The organism is Aquirufa sp. HETE-40SA (assembly GCF_054558635.1).
In genome coordinates this window covers 294,098-313,692 of record NZ_JBPXKN010000002.1, presented here as the reverse complement: position 1 = coordinate 313,692, position 19,595 = coordinate 294,098, and the positions used below count along the sequence as shown (strand labels likewise).

The 19,595-nt window shown below is 41.7% G+C and carries 20 protein-coding genes; 12 read left to right on the top strand and 8 right to left on the bottom strand.

The genetic code is table 11. The features are described 5' to 3' along the window. The first annotated feature begins 19 nt into the window (after positions 1-19). The 6 genes from ACRZ9O_RS06760 to accD all read left to right on the top strand — a co-directional run bounded on the left by ACRZ9O_RS06760 (position 20) and on the right by accD (position 5,956). Entirely contained in the window at positions 20-529 is a 510-nt protein-coding gene (locus ACRZ9O_RS06760; protein ID WP_459457609.1) for a DUF2911 domain-containing protein, read from the top strand. Between the two features lie 121 nt (positions 530-650). After that, positions 651-1,019, top strand: a complete 369-nt coding sequence (locus ACRZ9O_RS06755; RefSeq protein ID WP_395616991.1) for a response regulator — start codon at positions 651-653, stop codon at positions 1,017-1,019. A 4-nt stretch (positions 1,020-1,023) separates the two neighbouring features. Continuing rightward, positions 1,024-1,794: an MBL fold metallo-hydrolase gene (locus tag ACRZ9O_RS06750; protein ID WP_459457607.1), complete on the top strand. Its 771-nt coding sequence runs from the start codon at positions 1,024-1,026 to the stop codon at positions 1,792-1,794. A 1-nt stretch (position 1,795) separates the two neighbouring features. Next, the gene (locus ACRZ9O_RS06745) at positions 1,796-2,443 is read left to right on the top strand and encodes an HAD family hydrolase (protein ID WP_459457605.1); all 648 of its coding nucleotides are present in this window, start codon (positions 1,796-1,798) and stop codon (positions 2,441-2,443) included. Further along, positions 2,440-5,058, top strand: coding sequence for a T9SS type A sorting domain-containing protein (locus ACRZ9O_RS06740; RefSeq protein WP_459457603.1), 2,619 nt, complete (start codon positions 2,440-2,442; stop codon positions 5,056-5,058). Before ACRZ9O_RS06745 ends, ACRZ9O_RS06740 begins: the two co-directional genes overlap by 4 nt. Before the next feature lie 55 nt (positions 5,059-5,113). Then, entirely contained in the window at positions 5,114-5,956 is an 843-nt protein-coding gene (gene accD / locus ACRZ9O_RS06735; protein WP_459457601.1) for an acetyl-CoA carboxylase, carboxyltransferase subunit beta, read from the top strand. 43 nt (positions 5,957-5,999) lie between these two features. Here accD and ACRZ9O_RS06730 read toward each other — a convergent pair whose 3' ends face one another. The 3 genes from ACRZ9O_RS06730 to ACRZ9O_RS06720 all read right to left on the bottom strand — a co-directional run bounded on the left by ACRZ9O_RS06730 (position 6,000) and on the right by ACRZ9O_RS06720 (position 8,688). After that, positions 6,000-6,626 (bottom strand): hypothetical protein, encoded by a 627-nt coding sequence (locus tag ACRZ9O_RS06730; protein ID WP_459457599.1) that lies wholly within the window; start codon positions 6,624-6,626, stop codon positions 6,000-6,002. Positions 6,627-6,740: 114 nt separating this feature from the next. Beyond that, positions 6,741-7,559: a zinc ribbon domain-containing protein gene (locus ACRZ9O_RS06725; RefSeq protein WP_459457598.1), complete on the bottom strand. Its 819-nt coding sequence runs from the start codon at positions 7,557-7,559 to the stop codon at positions 6,741-6,743. A gap of 37 nt (positions 7,560-7,596) precedes the next feature. Further along, entirely contained in the window at positions 7,597-8,688 is a 1,092-nt protein-coding gene (locus tag ACRZ9O_RS06720; RefSeq protein ID WP_459457596.1) for a Nif3-like dinuclear metal center hexameric protein, read from the bottom strand. Between the two features lie 72 nt (positions 8,689-8,760). Between ACRZ9O_RS06720 and ACRZ9O_RS06715 the strand changes: the two genes are divergently transcribed. Continuing rightward, complete coding sequence (locus ACRZ9O_RS06715) at positions 8,761-9,198, top strand: NUDIX domain-containing protein (RefSeq protein WP_459457594.1); 438 nt, start codon at positions 8,761-8,763, stop codon at positions 9,196-9,198. Here the strand turns inward: ACRZ9O_RS06715 and ACRZ9O_RS06710 are convergent. Then, complete coding sequence (locus ACRZ9O_RS06710) at positions 9,179-10,555, bottom strand: high affinity choline transporter 1 (RefSeq protein WP_459457592.1); 1,377 nt, start codon at positions 10,553-10,555, stop codon at positions 9,179-9,181. The genes ACRZ9O_RS06715 and ACRZ9O_RS06710 overlap by 20 nt on opposite strands. Positions 10,556-10,606: 51 nt before the next feature. Between ACRZ9O_RS06710 and ACRZ9O_RS06705 the strand changes: the two genes are divergently transcribed. Then, on the top strand, positions 10,607-11,854 hold the full coding sequence (locus ACRZ9O_RS06705) for a D-alanyl-D-alanine carboxypeptidase (protein ID WP_459457590.1): 1,248 nt from the start codon (positions 10,607-10,609) through the stop codon (positions 11,852-11,854). Between the two features lie 69 nt (positions 11,855-11,923). On the opposite strand, the gene ACRZ9O_RS06700 is transcribed toward ACRZ9O_RS06705, so the two are convergent. Beyond that, a complete protein-coding gene (locus ACRZ9O_RS06700; RefSeq protein ID WP_459457588.1) occupies positions 11,924-13,237 on the bottom strand; it encodes an APC family permease in 1,314 nt (437 codons plus the stop codon). Then, positions 13,227-14,345: an endonuclease/exonuclease/phosphatase family protein gene (locus tag ACRZ9O_RS06695; protein WP_459457586.1), complete on the bottom strand. Its 1,119-nt coding sequence runs from the start codon at positions 14,343-14,345 to the stop codon at positions 13,227-13,229. Before ACRZ9O_RS06695 ends, ACRZ9O_RS06700 begins: the two co-directional genes overlap by 11 nt. A 119-nt stretch (positions 14,346-14,464) precedes the next feature. Between ACRZ9O_RS06695 and rpmB the strand changes: the two genes are divergently transcribed. Both rpmB and ACRZ9O_RS06685 read left to right on the top strand, forming a co-directional pair. Continuing rightward, positions 14,465-14,704 carry a 50S ribosomal protein L28 gene (gene rpmB / locus ACRZ9O_RS06690; RefSeq protein ID WP_130894998.1) on the top strand — a complete coding sequence of 80 codons (240 nt, stop codon included), beginning with the start codon at positions 14,465-14,467 and terminating at the stop codon, positions 14,702-14,704. Positions 14,705-14,768: 64 nt separating this feature from the next. Further along, positions 14,769-15,479 carry a HesA/MoeB/ThiF family protein gene (locus ACRZ9O_RS06685; protein WP_459457584.1) on the top strand — a complete coding sequence of 237 codons (711 nt, stop codon included), beginning with the start codon at positions 14,769-14,771 and terminating at the stop codon, positions 15,477-15,479. Here ACRZ9O_RS06685 and rimO read toward each other — a convergent pair. Then, positions 15,469-16,791: a 30S ribosomal protein S12 methylthiotransferase RimO gene (gene rimO, locus ACRZ9O_RS06680; protein ID WP_459457582.1), complete on the bottom strand. Its 1,323-nt coding sequence runs from the start codon at positions 16,789-16,791 to the stop codon at positions 15,469-15,471. The genes ACRZ9O_RS06685 and rimO overlap by 11 nt on opposite strands. Before the next feature lie 112 nt (positions 16,792-16,903). Between rimO and ACRZ9O_RS06675 the strand changes: the two genes are divergently transcribed. Further along, positions 16,904-17,611, top strand: coding sequence for a 3-keto-disaccharide hydrolase (locus tag ACRZ9O_RS06675; RefSeq protein WP_459457580.1), 708 nt, complete (start codon positions 16,904-16,906; stop codon positions 17,609-17,611). A gap of 46 nt (positions 17,612-17,657) precedes the next feature. Here ACRZ9O_RS06675 and ACRZ9O_RS06670 read toward each other — a convergent pair whose 3' ends face one another. Then, entirely contained in the window at positions 17,658-18,665 is a 1,008-nt protein-coding gene (locus ACRZ9O_RS06670; protein WP_459457578.1) for an SMP-30/gluconolactonase/LRE family protein, read from the bottom strand. Between the two features lie 49 nt (positions 18,666-18,714). Between ACRZ9O_RS06670 and prmC the strand changes: the two genes are divergently transcribed. Next, positions 18,715-19,560 carry a peptide chain release factor N(5)-glutamine methyltransferase gene (prmC, locus tag ACRZ9O_RS06665; RefSeq protein ID WP_459457576.1) on the top strand — a complete coding sequence of 282 codons (846 nt, stop codon included), beginning with the start codon at positions 18,715-18,717 and terminating at the stop codon, positions 19,558-19,560. Positions 19,561-19,595 lie beyond the last annotated feature (35 nt).

Below are 19,595 nucleotides of genomic sequence, written 5' to 3'. Positions count from 1 at the left end.
CAAAATAAAAAAATAAACTATGAAGAAGTACTTATTACTATTGACTTGCTTGGTGTCTTTCAGTGTTTTAGCACAGAAAGCAGTTCCATCACCTCCTGCCGTTGCTTCACAAAAAGTGGGTAATACGGAAGTAATGATTAAATATGCACAACCTTCGACGAAAGGCCGTTTGGTTTTCGGTAAAAAAGAGGCGAAAGCATTAGTGCCTTATGGTGAAGTTTGGAGAACAGGAGCGAACGATGCGACTACTTTCGAAATTTCAAACGATATCACGGTTCAAGGGAAAACTTTAGCTAAAGGCATTTATTCTTTATTCTCGATTCCAGGTGAGTCAGAATGGACGATCATCTTTAACAAAGAAGCTAAAATGTGGGGAGCCTATACCTACAAAGAAGCAAACGACGTTCTTCGTGTAAAAGCTCGTGTTAGTGAGCATGCGCATACAGAAAAATTCACAATCGGAATTACGGCTGCTGGCCAAGTGACTTTAGATTGGGATAAATCATCTGTTTCTTTTTACTTGAAATAAAATCAAGAAGTTGATAAAAAAGCGGTTCAGAAATGGGTCGCTTTTTTTATTGCCAAAATTCGTTTGAAATACACATTCCTTTGGCTATTTTTACTCGCAATTGACGATAAATAAAGAATATATGAAAAAGGTATTGATAGCGGAAGATAGCTCAGTAATCCAAAATTTAGCGAAGAAGATTTTAGAATTTCAAAATTTTGAGATCCACGCCGTGAAAAACGGACAACAAGTATTAGATGAATTAGCGAAAGCTGAATTCGATATTATCTTACTTGATATCAATATGCCTGTAATGGATGGTATGGATTGTGCTCGTTCTGTACGTGCGCTAGCGGATAAGAAAAAGGCTGCCATACCCATGATCGCGATTACAGGAAATGCGCGCAATTACTCAATGGATGATTTCAAAGCGGCTGGATTCAATGATTTCTTAGCTAAACCCTTGAACTTCGATTCATTGGTTTCTCAGGTGAAAGCCTTAACGGAATAAGCTGATGTCCCCTTCTAAAGTAACGTTTTTAGGAACGGGAACTTCGCAGGGGATTCCGATGATTGCTTGTAACTGTTCAGTTTGTCAGTCTACAGACGAGCGAGACAAGCGCCTACGTGTTTCGATTCATGTCGAAATAGGTGGTAAGAGTTTTATCATTGATACGGGTCCTGATTTTCGTCAGCAGGTACTTCGGGCCGGAATTAAGCGTCTGGATGCCGTACTTTATACACATGAACACAAAGATCATACTGCAGGAATGGATGATGTGCGTGGATTTAATTTTCACCAACAATCTTCGATTCCCTTGTATGCACGCGCTCAGGTCATAGCACAGTTGAAGCAGGAGTTTGCCTATGCTTTTGGAGATAATAAATACCCGGGTGTACCAGAAATTGATGTCTATGAAATCGATGGTGAGCCATTCACTGTGCAAGGAATTGATATACAACCCGTATTTGTAAAGCATTATTATTTAGATGTGCTTGGCTTTCGTTTTGGGAATTTCGCCTACGTAACAGATGCGAATTCCATCGAACCGAAGGAGCAGGATAAATTACGTGATTTAGATGTCTTAGTTATTAATGCCTTGCGCAAGACCTCCCACATCTCTCATTATACCTTAGCAGAAGCGCTAGAATTGATCGCTGATTTAAAGCCTAAAAAGGCCTACATAACACACATTAGCCATCAAATGGGGCTACATGCTGAAGTAAATAAAGAGTTGCCACCTAACGTTTCATTAGCCTATGATGGGCTTATTTTAAACTTATAATATGTCATTGAAAGCTGTTTTGTTCGATATGGATGGCGTAATCGTAGATAATCTACCTTTTCACGTAGAGGCATGGTTGCTTTTTTGCGAGCGCAATGGTATTCCATTGACTCGCGAAGTGTTTTATAAAGAGCTGAATGGGATGAATTCGAAGGATACTTTTGAATGGTTCTACAAAAAGGAGATGACGCGTTCCGAGGTGGAAAAGTTAGAGGAAGAGAAGGAATTACTTTACCGCGGATTTTATGCTGCGCATAGAAAGCCAGCGGAAGGACTAGTGTCTTTTTTACAGGATTTGCGATCAAGAGGTATTAAAACAGCCTTGGCTACCTCAGCGGGTCCTGGAAATATAGATTTTATTGTGGATGGCTTAGGTATTCGAGATCAGTTTGACGCTATAATTGGTGGGGCGGAAGTCAAAAAAGGGAAGCCTGATCCAGAGATATACGTGAAAGCGGCATCGCTTGTAGGTGTTGCACCGGAAGATTGTTGGGTGATTGAGGATTCCCTTCAAGGGATTGCCTCTGGACTTGCCGCCGGTGCCCGTGTGGTCGGAATAACGACTTCCCATACTGCGGAGGAATTAGCTCATACACAGGTAATAGCCTCTAATTTTGTTGGTTTATATGAAAAAATAGCAGCCTTATGAGAATTCTGTCAGTTTTATACTTGTGTATTAGTTTTGCGGCTTTCTCTCAAAAGGGACGTCCTAAGATGGAAATGGTACCTGGCATCATGATTAAGGAATATACCCCTGAATTCATGGGCTTGAAACGCGATTTGCCAGAAGGATATACGGAATCAATGCGCGCAATTTTAGCTCAAGCAGAGGCGATTAAACTCGAATCAACTTCTCAAACCAAGGCCTCGGCAACCATTAATTTAACTTTTGAAACACCTCCTCCTGCAGATATAAAAGCTGTTTTTGAAAAAGCAGCGACCACCTGGTCAACTGTATTTTCATCAGATATACCCATAAATATTTATGTAAAATGGGCACCATTAGCAGCCAATGTATTAGGAAGTGCGGGGACCACAGCCAATATTCGAAATTTTGTGGGGGCTAATCGTTTAAATACATTTTATCCCATTGCCTTAGCAGAGAAAATGGCGCATAAAAACTTGAATGGGACGAATGCTGAAGTTGTGGCAACCTTTAATTCTGACTTCAAAGATTGGTATATTGGAACGTCTGGAGTACCTGCAACCACCCAAATCGACCTTTATTCAGTTGTTTTACATGAGATTGGTCACGGACTAGGCTTTATTGGTCAAATATCTGTTGAGGATGGTAAGGCAGGTTACGGTTATCCGGGAATTTTTGACCAATATTTGATTAACTCTGCAAAAGCTTCATTAACGGATACCACTAAGTTTAAAAATCCATCAACGGCGCTCTATAGTCAAATTATTTCTAATGATATTAGTTTATCCTCTCCTTCCATTTTAAACGCGAATGGGGGCGTAGCTAAAATGTATGCTCCCACTACTTATAAGGAAGGGTCTAGTATTTACCATGTGGACCAAGCGACCTACGGCGTAACAAGTCCTAATGCCTTAATGACACCTGCTATTGCGCGAGGTGAGGTTACCCATACGATAGGCCCTATTGTCAGTTCTGCCTTTAATGATTTTGGGTGGTATTCATCTAATTTGATAGGGGAGGAATATAGTGATACAGAGGATCAAGCGACTGATAAAATTTTTACTGTGAAAGTGTATTCGGATACGCTTTGGGATGAATCCTCTTTAAAGCTTTATTTGGCCATTAATTCGAATACATTTAATCCCATTTCTGCATTTTCAAAATCAGGAAATACCTATTCCTATACCTTGCCTAAAAGTACTACACCTCGAAATATCAAGTATTACTGGTATGCTCAGGAAAAATCTGGCAAGAAATTTGTTACCCCAGCTGAAGCGCCACTCATAACGGGAACACCTTATGGCAGTTATTTTGAGTTCAATATAGCGCCGGACACGACTAAACCAGAGGTGGTATATACTAACTCATTGAAATATGTATTCAGCTCACAAAATGTAATTCCTTTGCCTACTCTGCTAGCTGCCGATAACATTGGCATTGATACGGTTTACATGGAGTACGCTATCAATAATGGAGCCTTGATTCGAAAAGGGTTCAAGAAAGTTGCTGGATTTTCTTATAGTTATTCGAATAGTTTTGATTTTGCGGCAGGCTTTTTGAAAGCAGGTGATGTGATTAAATACCGAATTATTGTAAAGGACAAGGCAAAAACCGCTAATATTGTCACGCTTCCTGCTAACGGCACTTTCGATTTTACGGTCCTTAGTTTGCAAGCTCCCGCGGCGAGTTATAGTCAAAACTTTGATTCAACTCCCTCTTCCGATTTTTATTTAAAAGGCTTTAGTTTTGTAAAGCCGACTGGTTTTTCATCTACAGGATTGCATAGTGAACATCCATATGCGGATGGGACCGAGGAATCCTATGATGGTGCTGGGGGATCAGATCAGTTCACTAATAGCGATGCCATCTTGTTGAAGCCAATTACGGTTCGAGCAGACTCGGCGAAAATTTCTTTTGATGAAGTGGTATTGGTAGAACCTGGAGAAGAAGGAGCTTCCTTTTTAAATATAAATGGAACCGTTAATCGAGAATTTTTTGATTATGTGACGGTGCAAGCTTCAAAAGATGCGGGCAAAAATTGGTTTAATTTAATCAATGGCTGGGATTCGAATCATTCCCCACTTTGGTTAGGCGTATATAATTCTGGTACTGATGCAAAAGGGAATTCAACAGGATTGGGTACATCTACTTTGGTTATAAAAAGGGAAATTGACTTGCTTTCCTCTGGCATAATTAAAGCAGGAGATCAAGTAGTCTTTCGTTTTCGATTACATGCGGATGTAGGTGCACATGGCTGGGGATGGGCGATTGATAATTTAACTATTCAAGGAGAAGTAGCTTCGCCGCCACCTCCGCCGCCGCCACCACCATTGGTTTTAGCGACTGAGCCTGTTGCGTATTCTGCTGAATTGCAGGTAACACCTAATCCATCATCACAGGTTATTCGGGTGAGATTAAGCGTAGGTTCTAAAGATGAGCAAATACAAGCTGGGATTCTAAATGCTTCAGGACAGTGGGTTCAGCAAGAAAGCTTACAATTGAAAGGCGGAATGTTAGATAAGCAATTTGACATTTCGACTCTGCCAACTGGAATGTATTTTGTTCAGGTAATCGTGAATAGAAGCGTATATTATAAGCGAATTATTGTGGTTCGCTAAGGCCTACCAAAGCTTTTTACTTATCTTTGTAGTCTTAATCATTAAAATTAGCCCTATGTCTTGGTTTTCAAGAAAAGAAAAAGGAATTGTTACCCCCACCGCTTCTAAGTTAGATGCTCCGGATGGTTTATGGTACCAGTGTCCTTCTTGTAAAAAAGCGATTCATACGCGCGAACACCGCCTGTTTGCCTATACTTGTTCGGGTTGTAATTACCACGAAAAAATAGGTTCTCAAGACTATTTCGAGTTATTATTTGATAATTCTCTTTATACCGAATTAGATCCCATGATGGGTTCTGGAGATCCCTTGGAGTTTACGGATACAAAAAAATACACGGATCGAATTAAGGCAACAGAATATAGCACGGGCTTGAAAGATGCGGTTAGAACAGCTCACGGAGAAATCAACGGTTTGCCTATCTGTATTTCAGCGATGGACTTTAATTTCATTGGTGGATCGATGGGATCCGTGGTGGGAGAGAAGATCACACGCGGAATGCGCCATTCGTTAGAAACAGGCAAGCCATTCTTAATGATCTCTCGTTCCGGTGGCGCCCGAATGATGGAGGCTGGTTTCTCTTTAATGCAGATGGCCAAAACCTCTTCTCTAATCGCCCTCCTGGCAGAAGCTAAAATTCCTTATATCTCCTTGATGACCAATCCGACCACCGGTGGTGTGACGGCATCCTTTGCGATGCTAGGTGATTTTAATATCGCCGAGCCAGGTGCTTTGATTGGCTTTGCTGGCCCACGTGTTATCAAAGAAACCATCGGTAAGGATTTGCCTAAAGGATTCCAAAGTTCTGAATTCGTCGAAGAGCATGGCTTCTTAGATTTCATCGTAGATCGCAAAGATTTAAAAGACAAATTGAGTTCCTTATTGGGGATGTTGAAATAAAGAAAAAGCCAGCTGTTTAGCTGGCTTTTTTGTTGTAGATCCTTTATGCGTTTTTTTCATGTAACCAATTCAGGTATTCTTCCTGCGAATTAAAGGCAATCATATTTATCTCCTCATTAAGCACTTTTTTCCAACAATTTTTATAGATGGAAAGTAAAACCAACATATTTTTAGAATAGGGCTCATGAATGGTTAGTTTGCCTTCTTTTGAATTAATATTTATTCTCATGGAAGATTCACCTTCCTCTACTAACTCGATATCTTCTACTGAATCCCAAGAGCAAATCAGGTGCAATTCACTTTTTTCTTGGTAGTTACTATATAATCCATCCCTATTTACGTACAAGAAGCCAGATAATTCTTTGTCAGATACGTCGACTAAAGAGGTGAAAAAGAAAGGGTTGTGATTATCCGTTTCGTACCCTAATTCACTTAAGGCAGTTTTTATATATACTAAAGAAGCTAAGGCGTTTTCGTTCTTTATTTTCGCGGAAGCAGTGGCTACTAACTCATCTTTATCTAAGTCAAAATCTTCCAAATTAATTTCAGTAGAGTCAGAATCGTCAGCCATGACAAAATCAGCCCAATTGATTTCAGGGGAGTTAGAATTAGTATCTATTTTGATGTTTTGGTCCCCTAATTCAGTTTTTTCTTTTTTCGTCGGACTCATTTTTGCTTATATTCTGAATTCATAGCATTTAAGTTAGTGACAAAAATGATTGATTTTACCCACAAAAAAAAGCCCGCTATCTCTAGCGGGCTTTTTCATCTAAAATGGTAAAGACTATTCTTCGATCACTGCTGCGGCTACCGCTGCAGCCGGTGCTGCTTTCGCACGAGATTTCTTTTCTTTTTCTGGAGCTGGGATTACATCTTCAACACCTGCGAATACGCGTCCACAATGCTCGCAAACTAAGATTTTCTTCTTGTCTTTGATATCTGTTTGACGTTGCGGTGGCACAGAGCTAAAACATCCACCACAAGCACCACGCTTCACTAAAACAACTGCAAGGCCGTTACGTGCGTTGTCGCGTAATTTTGTGTATGATTTTAACAAGCGCTCGTCTACCGTTTTCACTGCTTTCTCGCGATCTTTTAATGATTTCTGCTCCTCTTCCTCGCTCTCAGCAATGATTACTTGTAATTCATTTTGCTTGATCTCAAGATCTTTTTTGCGTTCGAACAAGTTCGATTCTACTGAAGCGATTTCGTCGTTTTTGTTCAAAACTTTAAAATCGATTTCTTTAATACGCTTATCTGCAATTTCCATCTCGATTCCTTGCAATTCAATTTCTTTAGAAATTGCATCGAATTCGCGGTTATTGCGCACATTCATTTGTTGTTCCTTGTACTTAATGATTAAGTTATCAGAGTTTTTCTTTGCGATTCTGTAGTTAGCGATTTGCTCTTCAAAATCAGCTATGTCTTGTTGGAATTTAGCCAAACGAGTTTCTAAACCCATGATCTCATCTTCTAAATCACGAACTTCTTCCGGTAAATCACCGCGTACTTTCTTGATATTATCTAACGTTGAATCAATGGTTTGAAGCTTTAAAAGGGCCTCTAACTTTTGGGCAATCGTTGTTTCGGTAACTGTAGCCATTATTCTAATTTATTTGAATTGTCTAACCTCTCTCGTTTTAAGCGAAACGTACCGGATTGGTATTGGTTTCACTTTTCAGAACGGCAAAATTACTAATTTTTTTTGATAAATAATCATGTATCGCCTCAATAATCATGACTTCAGATTCGTAATGCCCCACATCGAGGAGTAAACATTGATTTTCTGCGTCAAAAAATTCATGGTACTTGATATCTGAAGTGATATAGGCATCACAACTTTGTTTCATCGCCTCTTTGATTAAGAAACTTCCTGCGCCACCACAAACTGCCACTCTTGAAATAGGTCCCTTAGGTAAAGCGGTATGCTTCAGGGCTTGAAGTCCTAAGCGCTTTTTGACAAATACTAAAAACTCTTTCGGCGAAAGCGACTTTTCTAAATTTCCTACAAAGCCAGAGCCCACATTTTCCCAGGAATTATTAAGAGAATAAATGGAATATGCGACCTCCTCATACGGATGAGCTGATTTTAAAGCCGTCAAAATAGCACTAGTTAGGTGAGTAGGAAAAATCATTTCTATCTTTACTTCGTTTACCTCAGATAAAACATTAGCTGTTCCCGTGTGTGGATTCGCTTCCGTCGATGGTTGAAAACGACCCAAACCTTCAGATGTAAAGCTGCAAGAAGAATATTCACCAATGTTTCCTGCTCCAGCTGTATGCAGCGCCTCCCTTACGGAGTGTTCATGTGTTGCTGGAACATAATAATGCAGAGCCTTCAAGGCATCGCGCATCGGTTTTAGCACTTGCCCTTTGATACCTAATTTACCAGCTAAATGATAGCTAACACCCAGTGGAGCATGATCTATATTTGTGTGTGAGGCGTAGAGAGCAATATTATTCTGAATGGCTTTAATGACAGTTCTTTCGACATACGAAGCGCCGGTGATTCGTTTTAAACCGGTGAAAATGATGGGGTGGTGGGAAATGATCAGGTTGCAACCTTTATTGATGGCCTCTTCTACTATATCTTCCGTACAATCTAGGCTGATTAATACGCCTTTGACTTCGGAAGAAGCATCACCCACTAGTAATCCTGCGTTATCATAGGATTCTTGCCAGGCTAGAGGTGCCCAAGCTTCCATCTTCTGACAAATTTCTCTTATTTGCATGCTATACGTTCATTTTGACTGCAATTTAGGAAATCTAATGGTATATTTATCTTTTCAAATTTTGTAAATCTCATGCGAATTAGACCAGCTGCCCTCATCATCGAAAATAATCACGTGCTTTTCATGCGCTATGATTATCCGGGAGGGAGCAAGTTTGCTTTACCAGGTGGGAATGTGGATGCTGGAGAGACCTTTCCAGTCACTATAGCCCGCGAGTGCGAAGAAGAACTCGGCATAGAGGTGGAAGTGCATGATTTGCTTTTTACAGGTCAGGTGCATGCCACAGATGATTACAGTGCGTGTTTACATCTTATTTTCGAAGGAGATATTGTAGGAGGCATCCCGCTCATTCAAGCGGGTGAAACAACGGCTGATGATCTAGTATGGGTGCCCGTGGATAAAATCGCAGAATTAACTATTTATCCTTCTATCAACGACGCAATCCTAGATTATGTGCATACCGGAAAGAAAGGGCAATATCTGGGCACGCTTAAACAGATTTGGCTTTAATTTGGTTTCCTAGCAGTAAACCGATGAGTCCTGCAGCTAATCCATACCAAACTGCTGGAATTTCCGATGGGCTGATAAAGTGAAAATATCCCCAAAAAACCAATCCCAACACCATACTCAAATGACTTCCCCAGGGAGTCGTACGTTTCCACCAGAGACCGGCATTCAGTGGTATAAAGAGGGAAACAAGACTGAAGGCTGAGGCTTCTCCTACTAATTCGAAGATATTTTGACGTTCAATGGCCATAATGATGCAGGCTAATGTCACCAGCACTAGGGAAATCCGAATAAATAATAACACGATTTTATCTGATGGACGCTTCATTAAAGGTTTCAATATATTTTCCCCTAATACGGAAGCGGGAGCTAAAATAGCCCCGGAAGTGGTACTCAATAAAGCGGATAAAAGAGCCCCTAAAAACAATACCTGCATGGCTCTTGGCGTAAATTTCATCACTAAGGTGGGGATCAATAATTCATCTTCTGAAAGCAAAGTAGGATATAATCGAACGGCAATGAATGCGATTAATAAGGGTAAGAGAGCCACCGTCAAATACATCGCACCTGCAGCAATGCTGGCTTTTGCAGCGATTTTCTCATTCTTGGCAGACATCACCCGCTGGAAAATATCTTGCTGCGGAATAGAGCCAAAACCGATAGTGATCCAAGCTGCGCCATACACAAGCCAATCTTTCCAGGTATTTTCTATAGGAATAGCTCGGAAGAAATTTTTCGGTTGTGTAGAGATGAGTTGATTGAAATCTGGGACTTTGGCCCATAACAAATAGGCTAAAAATAAGAGCCCAACGATTAGGATTATGTTGTGAAAAAAGTCCGTCACGGAGATCGACCACATGCCTCCTAGCAAGGTATAGGCCATGACTAATAAGGCGCCAATGATAATGCCTGTTTCAACTGAGATGGGCAATAAAAGATGCATGGTCAACCCTAAAGCCACTAATTGTGCTGAGATCCAGCCGAAATACGACGGAATCATAATGATCGCCGAAAGCTTTTCTGAGAAGGCCCCAAACCGCAAACGGAAGTAATCACTAAAGGTCAAAACTGGTAGAGGATACAGTTTTCGAGCATAAATGGCTCCCACTAAAAATAGGCCGAGAGCAGCTCCAAACGGTTCTTCAATAATAGCTAAAACACCACCATGAACGAATTCTTTAGGAGCTCCCAAGATGGTTTCGGACCCAAACCAGGTCGCAAAAGTCACCATCGTGGCTAAGGCAAAGGGTAAGGAACGTCCCGCTAACACGAAATCCTGCGTAGAGTGCACCTTTTTGCTGGCCCACCAGCCAACGGCCAGGTTCAGCGCAAGGTAAAAAATGACAAAGCCTACCAGCATTCTTTTGATTAAATTGAGCTCAAAAATACGAAAACCTTTTACCTTTAGTGTATGAAAAATTTCGCCTTTATATTCCTGCTGGCTTTGGTAGGTTGCCAAAGCTCCCATTTGCAGATCGCCTACACTGAATCTAGCCTAGCTCAGCGGGCCAGTGGCGTCATGATTAAGGACCTCGCGACCGGTAAAGTGCTTTTCGAGAAAAACGCAGATCAATACTTTATGCCGGCTTCTAATATGAAGCTACTGACCTTTTTACAGGCAAATCGAATATTAGGTAGCCAAATACCCTCCTTCAAATACCGCGAAACAAAAGATACCCTCTTTTTTTGGGGAACAGGGGACATTTCTAATCTTCATCCCACGATCAAAAATACCGCTTTACGCGATTTCTTAGCTGCCTCTTCGAAGGTTTTAGTCTATGGTTCTCCCTTAAAGCAGATTCCAGTGATGGGTTCTGGATGGGCTTGGGATGATTACAATGACCATTATTCGGCGGAGATTTCGGATATGCCCTTGTATGCAAACCTGGTGAATTTTTCGGCAGCAGCTAAGAGATGGCGAATAATGCCGGATGCTTTTGAGGCAGTTTCTAAGACGGGATCGACACAGGAGGTAAGAAGAAATCGCCTAAGTAATCAGTTTGAGTTGCCGGTAGTACAGACCCAGAAATATCCATCTCAAGATGTGCCATTCATTACTTCCCCTGAAATGACGGCCTTTCTTTTGACCGATACTCTACATAAATCAGTAGAGACGATGCCACTGGCAGTTCATCCAGATGCGCGGATTTTCTATGCTGGGAAGATGGATAGTTTATACCTGCCTATGTTGCACGAAAGTGATAATTCAGTGGCTGAGCAGTTGCTCGTGATGATCGCCGCAGAGAAAGGTTGGGATCCGACAAAAGTAATTGAAAATTTAAAGAAAGAGCCTGGTAATGAATTTTTGAAGGATATTCGCTGGGTCGATGGATCCGGATTATCGAGGTATGATTTAGTAAGGCCAAAGGATTTCATCTACATTCTAGAGACGCTAGCTAAAGAAGTTGCTCCTGATCGATTGTATACTTTGCTGCCGGAAGCGAGTAAGACCGGAACCATGCGCAATGTGCAAGATCTGAATCCGGGTGTTCGCATTTGGGCGAAATCGGGTTCATTTGGGAATACCTATGACCTTTCTGGTTATTATCTGACCAAAGAAGGAAAAACACTCGCCTTCTCCATATTATCTAATTTAGGTAATAGCCCAGTTAAGGATATAAAGAATTCGGTGGTGGAGTTTTTGAAAGCCATTCACTAAAATAGAGTAGAGATAATAGAGTATAGAGAAGAGATAAAATCTCGAGTTAAACCATCTATAATCTCTACTCTATACTCTATTATCTCTACTCTCCATTCTTCGGTAAACTAAATAGCTCACCCCCACAAACCCCACCACATACACCACACTACCCAGATTCGTCACCAAGGTTCCGATCAAAAAAAGGCATGAAATGATGACTAATATCCAAGGCAACACTGGGTAGCCCCAAGCTAGATAAGGTCGTTTTAAGTTCGGTTCAGTCGCGCGAAGGCGCAATAAGGAGGCGAATCCGGCTAAATAACTAGCCACGAAAAAGAAGGTTGCGATATCAGAAAGGCGTTCGTTTATTTCCTTGCCTGCTAATAAAAAAATACAAGCGGAGAAAACGGTTAAATGGGTCGCTGTCGTAGGGGAGCCTGCTGAGTTCACTTTTTCGGCTTGTTTAAAAAATAGACCATCACGGCTCATGGAATAAATAACGCGCGGGGCAAACATCACTTGCGTGTTTAAAATACCTAAAATGCTGAGCATTAAAAAGACCGTAATCCAACGACCCATATCTGCTCCAAATAACAACTTCATGGCATCTGCTGCCGCTAATTTACTCGTTGAAAGTGTTTCAAGGGGTAGGCTGTACAGGATGCCGACGTTGATTAATAAATAGATTACAGCGACGGTGATGACGCCAATAAACATCGATTTTGGCATCGATTTAACAGGATCTTTATTCTCTTCTGTGAAATAACTGGCTGTATGCCAGCCGTCAAAAGCGTAAAAAATCGATAAGAGGGCTGTCATGATTCCAGTCGTTAAAGGTAATCCCGTGGGTGCTGTAGTTTTCTGCAAGAAAACGCCACCATCACCGTATGCAAAACAGATGGCTATGAAAATCATCAAGGCGACAGCTTTAATGCCGCTGAGCCATTCTTGGGATTTGCCAGCCATGACGACGCCTAGTTGATGGAAAAACCACAACAGAGCAAGAATTCCGATGGCACAATAAACTAAATAGGGGCTTAAACTGGGGAAAACGATGATGAGGTATTCACTGAAAGTATAGGATCCGAAGCCTAAGGCGGTGACGGTTCCTAGCCAGCTCGTGAGGCCCACTAAGAATCCTATGTAGCGGCCAAATGCACGTTCTGCATAGCCATACCAGGAACCTGCTTTGGGAATCGATAAGCTTAACTCCAAAAGGCAACTTACACCTAGTAAAGCATAAAGGGCTACTAAGGCCCATAAACTAAGAATTAAGGCGGGATCATGCAAAGAGGCAGCAATGGGCCCTGGTTTACGCAAGATGCCGGTTCCAACGGTTCCGCCGAGTGTGACAGCGACGCCGAAACCTGTGCCTAAGACTTTCCAGAGCTTATTTTCCATTCAATATGTATTGACCTACGGTAGGGAAGTGGTCGGAGTATTTTATGTTTCGCAGGGTTTGGAAATTGACAGCTTTCCATTCGTCTGAGAAGAATTGATCGTCAATGCGAACTAAATAGGGGCTGCGATTTAAGGTAAAACCAAAGCCGGATCCCGCTTCTTCAAAGGAATTTTTCAAGCGTTCTCGAATCGTTCCATAGGCCCAGCCAGATGGCGTTTCATTTAAATCACCTACCACTATGATGGGATAGGGGCTTTTTTGGATAAGGCGATTGATCTGATCCATCTCCTTTTTGTGCTCAATAAAGCCCTTGCGGAGTGAGGAAATGATACCGCGTCCTTCTTTTTTCGCATCCGTATAATCTTGTAAACGAATCTTCGAGGTCATCTTATTCACCCGAATGCCCATGGACCACAGCTGTAAGTTGATCACCCGAATGGTGTCTTGATCCTTCACAATATCAGTTAACAGATATCCGTTCGCTGAATTATCAAATTGCACACCTTCTTCATGGATGATGGGGTATTTTGAAAATACGACAAGCCCCATTTTTTCGTGGGTATCAAATAATTGCTTTTTCAGTGGAATGAAGGCGTAGTGTGGGTATTTTTCCTTCAAGAAAGAGACCGTGTGGTATGCCTTGCGATCCGAATGGGAATAGAATTCCTGAAAACATTTGATGTCCGCATCGTAATCACGGATGAATTTTTTGAGATCTTCTAGCTCTTCTTTTTTGGCCTCATACTCATTTGAATACATGCCAAAAACATTATAACTCATCACTGTCAACGGTTTTTGTAAGGTGGCCACCGTTGAATTGAAACTAATCGTTCTCCCGATAAATCCATAGCCGAGCAACAGGACGATCAAGGGTAAAAGCGCTCGCTTCGCTCGCTGAAAAACCCAATAAATCAACGAGAAGAAGCACAATAATTGCGCGTATGGCATGGTCATCATGATAAAGCCGGCAAACCAATGCTCTACGATGAGAGAATAACTTAATAGATAGGTCAAAAGCGTGTAAAGGCATAATGGCAGGGTGCCTAACCAGATCAAGGAAGAGATGATTTTTTTCTTTAACGGTGCCTTCGTATTTCGCTTAGCCATGTCCAAAGATACACATTGTCTTGCATTTTATAAATTTTCAAAAGAGGTTTGGGTTATTTCAAAATATTTTCTAATTTTGCAATCCCTTTAGGAAAGAACAATTTTAAATACTAGATACGATGGCAAAGGTTTGTCAAATTACAGGACGCAAAACTCAAGTAGGAAACAACGTTTCTCACGCTAATAACAAGACTAAGCGTAAGTTCTACCCGAACTTACAGACGAAGAAATTTTTCTTAGAGTCAGAAGGTGTTTGGGTTCGTATGAAAGTTTCTGCGAAAGCAATTCGCACAATCAACAAGAACGGTTTCGAAAAAACTTTAATCGCTGCAGCTCGTAAGGGTACGTTAAGCGTTTAGTTTTCAAAATAATTATCGAAATTAGCCTTCCTGAAATTCAGGGAGGCTTTTTTTATTTACACCTATGCTATCTGATTTAGAATTCGAACGCTACCGCAAACAGCTGAATCTGCCGGAATGGCGGAAACAGCAACAGATGCGCTTAAAAGAATCGAAGATTCTTGTCGTGGGAGCGGGAGGTTTGGGCTGTGGAGCTTTGCCTTTTCTAGCGGCGGCTGGCGTGGGATCAATCACGATTCTAGATGCGGACGTAATTGAATTATCAAACCTAGCCCGTCAAGTATTGTATAAGACGGATGATGTAGGTGCCTCGAAGGCCTTGAAATCAGCAGAGGCATTGCAAGCCTTGAATCCAACCATCACCATCCAGGGAATCGCAGAGAATTTAACGCCAGATAACGCGCGCGCGAACATTGCACAACATACTTTAGTGATCGATTGCACGGATAATTTTAAAACACGTTATTTAATTAATGATACATGCGCGGGGTTGAAGAAGCCTTTCGTTTATGGGGCCATTCATGCTTGGGAAGGTCAATTTGCGGTATTTCATCCGGCTGGTCCTTCGTATCGTTCGCTGTTTCCAGTGGAACCTAGTCCACAAGAAATACCGTCCTGCGATGAAGTAGGGGTGTTAGGTGTATTGCCAGGAATCATTGGTTTATTGCAGGCTAAAGAAGCCATCTTCTACCTCGCTGGCTTTGAATCTCCTGCTCAAAAAGGTTTGATGACTTTAGATCTGCGCGACATGCGCCTGAGTTCTTTTACGCTATAATATCGCCGTATAAGTCGAACTCTTCGGCTTTATTAATCTTCACGTTCACAAAATCACCCAATCGCGCGTATTGTTCAGCAGGGATTAAGACTTCATTATCCACTTCGGGAGAATCGAATTCGGTGCGTCCTACGAAGTAACCGCTTTCTTTGCGGTCTACCATCACTTTCAGTGTTTGGCCTACTTTCTCTTGATTTAACTCCTCAGAAATTCCTTGCTGTACCGCCATAATCTCGTCTGAACGGAATTGCTTCACCTCTTCAGGCACATCATCGTTCACGAGGTAAGCATGCGTATTTTCCTCGTGGCTATAATTAAAGATACCTAAACGGTCGAAACGCATACGCTCCACGAATGAATAGGTTTCCTCGAAGTCCTCTTCCGTTTCGCCCGGATAACCTGATATCAATGTCGTTCTCAGGGCGATCCCTGGTACTTTCTCGCGAATGGTGTGAATTAATTCCTCCGTTTTCTCACGCGTGATTCCACGGCGCATGTGCTTTAACATCGCATCTGAACCACTTTGGAGTGGCATGTCGAGGTATTTACAGATGTTGTCGCGCTCCGCCATCGTGTCCAGAATTTCCAGAGGAAAACCAGCCGGGTAGGCGTATTGCAAGCGGATCCATTCGATGCCATTGACATCCGATAAACGCTCTAAAAGTTCTTTTAATTTTCTGCCAGATTTCCCTTCACCTTTCAGGTCTAAGCCGTAGAAAGTGAGGTCTTGGGCGATTAATATCAATTCTTTAGTGCCTTTCTTTGCTAAGGAGTTAGCTTCCTTCACTAATTCCTCCATCGGTGTCGAAACGTGTTTTCCACGCATCAAGGGAATCGCACAGAATGAGCAAGGGCGATCGCAGCCTTCCGCAATCTTTAAATAAGCATAGTGCGCTGGGGTCGTCAATAAACGCTCACCCACTAATTCATGTTTATAATCCGCTTTTAGTGCCTTTAATAAACGAGGTAATTCATTTGTTCCAAAGAAGGAGTCCACCATCGGGATTTCTCTCTCTAAATCATCTTTATAGCGGTGTGATAGACAACCGGTTACGTATAATTTGTCGATTTTACCCGCTTCTTTCGCGTCTGCATAGCGCAAGATGGTATCGATCGACTCTTGTTTGGCATTATCAATAAACCCACATGTATTAATCACGACGATGTTTGCCTTGTCCTTTTTCGCTTCATGCGTTACCTCTAAACCATTCCCTTTTAATTGGGTGTAGAGTACTTCAGAATCGACTAGATTCTTAGAACAACCGAGGGTGATGATGTTGATGGAGGGCTTTGGGGCTACTTTGGTCTTCATGGATTTTTATATCAGCCCGCAATTTACAAAGATTTGGAGCTAAAATTACGCGCACTAGATACAATTGTTAAAGACTTTTAGTAGTATTGTAAAAATCATAAACCTAATTAACATGAACAAAATAGTTTTAACCTGCGCAGCTGTCTGCTTCGCATTTGTGTCTTTTAGCCAAGGAATGAATGAGCTAACTAAGGCAGAAAAGAAAAATGGCACTCAATTACTTTTTGATGGTAAAACCTTCACAGGCTGGCATAGCTTCGGTAAAGGTGAAAAAGTAGGCTCCTCTTGGACCATTGAAGATGGTGTGATTGGTTTTGATGCTGCGAAGAAAGATGGTGGTGATTTAGTGACTAACGAGTCTTTTGATAATTATGATTTCACTGTTGATTGGAAAATTTCTGTCAATGGTAATTCAGGCATTATTTTCAACGTGAATGATGATTCGAAGAAATACCATGCGACGTATGTAACGGGTCCAGAAATGCAGGTTTTACACGATGAAGGCCACCCAGATGGAAAAATCAATAAACACAATTCAGGTGATTTATATGATTTGATCAAATCATCCGTAAATGTGACGAAGCCTGTGGGTGAGTGGAATACCGCGCGAATTGTTAATAATAGAGGCTTATTGCAACTGTATTTAAATGGATCTAAAGTAGTGGAGACTCGTACGGATGATCAAAATTGGAAGGATATGATTGCTGGATCTAAGTTCAAAGGAATGACAGATTTTGGCAAGGTGATGAAAGGACATATTGCTTTGCAAGATCACGGAAATAAAGTGTGGTTTAGAAACATTAAGATTAGAAAGTTATAAGAAAATGAAAGGCCTCGATTTTGCGATCGAGGCCTTTTTTATGGGCTTAATGAAGTCCTTTCGTCTTCGTCTTCACCCTCAACAGATTCATCTTAGAGGTAATAAACAAGGTCGAACCATCTTCCCCAAAATTGACATTCGAATTCGGATTCCCCGTCTCAATACGTCCCAGTAATTTACCAGCCGGACTAATGATCAAAATTCCTCCTGGACCTGTCGTCCAGATGTTCCCTTGTTGATCCAATTTCATTCCATCGTAACCTCCTCGGATTCCTTGTTTAGCAAGTTCTGCGGCATCAAAAAACACGGATGGCTCGCCTAGGTTCCCTTTTTGATCTACCGGAAAGGCTAGAATATGGGATTCTTTCGGTTCTGAGGATCCTACATAGAGGATACTTTCGTCTAGATTCATTGCGAGGCCATTCGGTCTGGCCATCTGGTCGTATTGCAAGCTCAATTCGCCTTTTTTAGCTATGCGGTACACGCCTTGATAAGCTAATTCCTTTGCCGGTTCTTCTTTCCCACGACCTGGCAGGCCATAGGGAGGATCGGTGAAATAATAGTCACCGTTCTTTGCTTGGATGACGTCGTTCGGGCTGTTGAGTTTTTTACTATCCCATAATCCGGTGAGGGATTTTTTTGATTCGGGTTTTCCCAAAGGCATTTCAGCAATTCTACGATTCCCGTGTTCGGCTGAAACTAGGTTTCCTTTTTGGTTTATAATCAAGCCATTCGCGCCAGGTTCATATGAATAATAGGTAGAGCCTGAGTAACCAGATGGCGTTAAATAAAGCACAGCCCCTTTGTCTGCCGTCCATTGGTAAATCTTATTTTCAGGTACATCGGAGAATAATAGATATCCACCTTTCTTCACCCAAACCGGACCTTCGGACCAAGTATAGCCCTCAGCTACAATTTCAATTGGTGAGGAGGGGTCGATTAAGGTTTTTACTGATTCATCGTAGACATGAATCTTCCCAATTGTTTTGTATTGCGCTTGCACGGTTGCCTGTATTCCTAGGATTGTGATGAGCGGTAGTATTAATTTTTTCATAGCGTTTTCATCGGTTTATAATTTGTAAATTTACCCAAATTCTCCACAAATGAAATTGATTGCCAGTCCTATTCTAATCCAACAAATAACCGATGCAATTTCTACGCATTATGAGCCTTCCGAGGCCCGTGCGATTGCCTTTCGTTGCCTTGACTTGGGATGGAATTTAAGTTCGATGGATATTATTTTGAAAAAAGAGGTGGACTTGCCGGAGGATTGGTCATCGCGTTTAGCGCGTCTGGCCGCTGGCGAACCCTTGCAATACGTGATGGGCAAGACCTATTTTCGAGATCATTTATTTTCCGTTAATTCAGAGACCTTGATTCCAAGACCGGAGACGGAGGAATTGGTCGATCTCGTTTTAAGTCGTGCTACAGAGAATGCCTCGGTTTTAGATGTGGGGACAGGATCTGGTTGTATACCCATTTCCTTGAAATTAGAAAGGCCGTCTCTACAGGTAGAGGCTTGGGATATTTCCGAAGGAGCATTGACGATGGCACGCCAGAATGCAAACGCCTTACAAGTTGAAGTAGAATTTAAACAGCATGATATTTTCTCCTGGCCTACCTCGGCAGGCTCTTGGGATGTGATTGTTTCCAATCCTCCCTATGTGACGGAAGAGGAGAAAAAGGAGATGGCGAATCATGTGTTAGCACATGAGCCCCATTTGGCCTTATTTGTACCGAATGACGATGCGTTGAAATATTATGTGGCGCTGGCTGATTTTGCTCAGGAGCGTTTGCGGGCTGGGGGTTATCTATTTCTAGAAATTAACCAGTATTTTGGAACTCAAACGGTAGAGCTCTTGTTTAGCAAGGGTTTCCAAGAAGTCAAGCTATTGCAAGACTTCAAGGGGAATGACCGGATGATTGTGGCGCAAAAATCAGGTCTTTAAAATTTAAATAGTATTTTTGTTTCAGCTTAAAACCA

What these genes read in the sequence shown, in the direction of transcription:
- ACRZ9O_RS06720 (WP_459457596.1), bottom strand. Translation starts at nt 8,688, where the DNA reads ATGCAAATAAGAGAAATTTGTCAGAAGATGGAAGCTTGGGCACCTCTA.
- ACRZ9O_RS06730 (WP_459457599.1), bottom strand. Translation starts at nt 6,626, where the DNA reads ATGAGTCCGACGAAAAAAGAAAAAACTGAATTAGGGGACCAAAACATC.
- ACRZ9O_RS06675 (WP_459457580.1), top strand. Translation starts at nt 16,904, where the DNA reads ATGAACAAAATAGTTTTAACCTGCGCAGCTGTCTGCTTCGCATTTGTG.
- ACRZ9O_RS06725 (WP_459457598.1), bottom strand. Translation starts at nt 7,559, where the DNA reads ATGGCTACAGTTACCGAAACAACGATTGCCCAAAAGTTAGAGGCCCTT.
- ACRZ9O_RS06715 (WP_459457594.1), top strand. Translation starts at nt 8,761, where the DNA reads ATGCGAATTAGACCAGCTGCCCTCATCATCGAAAATAATCACGTGCTT.
- ACRZ9O_RS06760 (WP_459457609.1), top strand. Translation starts at nt 20, where the DNA reads ATGAAGAAGTACTTATTACTATTGACTTGCTTGGTGTCTTTCAGTGTT.
- ACRZ9O_RS06750 (WP_459457607.1), top strand. Translation starts at nt 1,024, where the DNA reads ATGTCCCCTTCTAAAGTAACGTTTTTAGGAACGGGAACTTCGCAGGGG.
- ACRZ9O_RS06755 (WP_395616991.1), top strand. Translation starts at nt 651, where the DNA reads ATGAAAAAGGTATTGATAGCGGAAGATAGCTCAGTAATCCAAAATTTA.
- rpmB (WP_130894998.1), top strand. Translation starts at nt 14,465, where the DNA reads ATGGCAAAGGTTTGTCAAATTACAGGACGCAAAACTCAAGTAGGAAAC.
- ACRZ9O_RS06710 (WP_459457592.1), bottom strand. Translation starts at nt 10,555, where the DNA reads ATGCTGGTAGGCTTTGTCATTTTTTACCTTGCGCTGAACCTGGCCGTT.
- ACRZ9O_RS06670 (WP_459457578.1), bottom strand. Translation starts at nt 18,665, where the DNA reads ATGAAAAAATTAATACTACCGCTCATCACAATCCTAGGAATACAGGCA.
- ACRZ9O_RS06705 (WP_459457590.1), top strand. Translation starts at nt 10,607, where the DNA reads ATGAAAAATTTCGCCTTTATATTCCTGCTGGCTTTGGTAGGTTGCCAA.
- ACRZ9O_RS06700 (WP_459457588.1), bottom strand. Translation starts at nt 13,237, where the DNA reads ATGGAAAATAAGCTCTGGAAAGTCTTAGGCACAGGTTTCGGCGTCGCT.
- ACRZ9O_RS06745 (WP_459457605.1), top strand. Translation starts at nt 1,796, where the DNA reads ATGTCATTGAAAGCTGTTTTGTTCGATATGGATGGCGTAATCGTAGAT.
- ACRZ9O_RS06740 (WP_459457603.1), top strand. Translation starts at nt 2,440, where the DNA reads ATGAGAATTCTGTCAGTTTTATACTTGTGTATTAGTTTTGCGGCTTTC.
- ACRZ9O_RS06685 (WP_459457584.1), top strand. Translation starts at nt 14,769, where the DNA reads ATGCTATCTGATTTAGAATTCGAACGCTACCGCAAACAGCTGAATCTG.
- prmC (WP_459457576.1), top strand. Translation starts at nt 18,715, where the DNA reads ATGAAATTGATTGCCAGTCCTATTCTAATCCAACAAATAACCGATGCA.
- accD (WP_459457601.1), top strand. Translation starts at nt 5,114, where the DNA reads ATGTCTTGGTTTTCAAGAAAAGAAAAAGGAATTGTTACCCCCACCGCT.
- rimO (WP_459457582.1), bottom strand. Translation starts at nt 16,791, where the DNA reads ATGAAGACCAAAGTAGCCCCAAAGCCCTCCATCAACATCATCACCCTC.
- ACRZ9O_RS06695 (WP_459457586.1), bottom strand. Translation starts at nt 14,345, where the DNA reads ATGGCTAAGCGAAATACGAAGGCACCGTTAAAGAAAAAAATCATCTCT.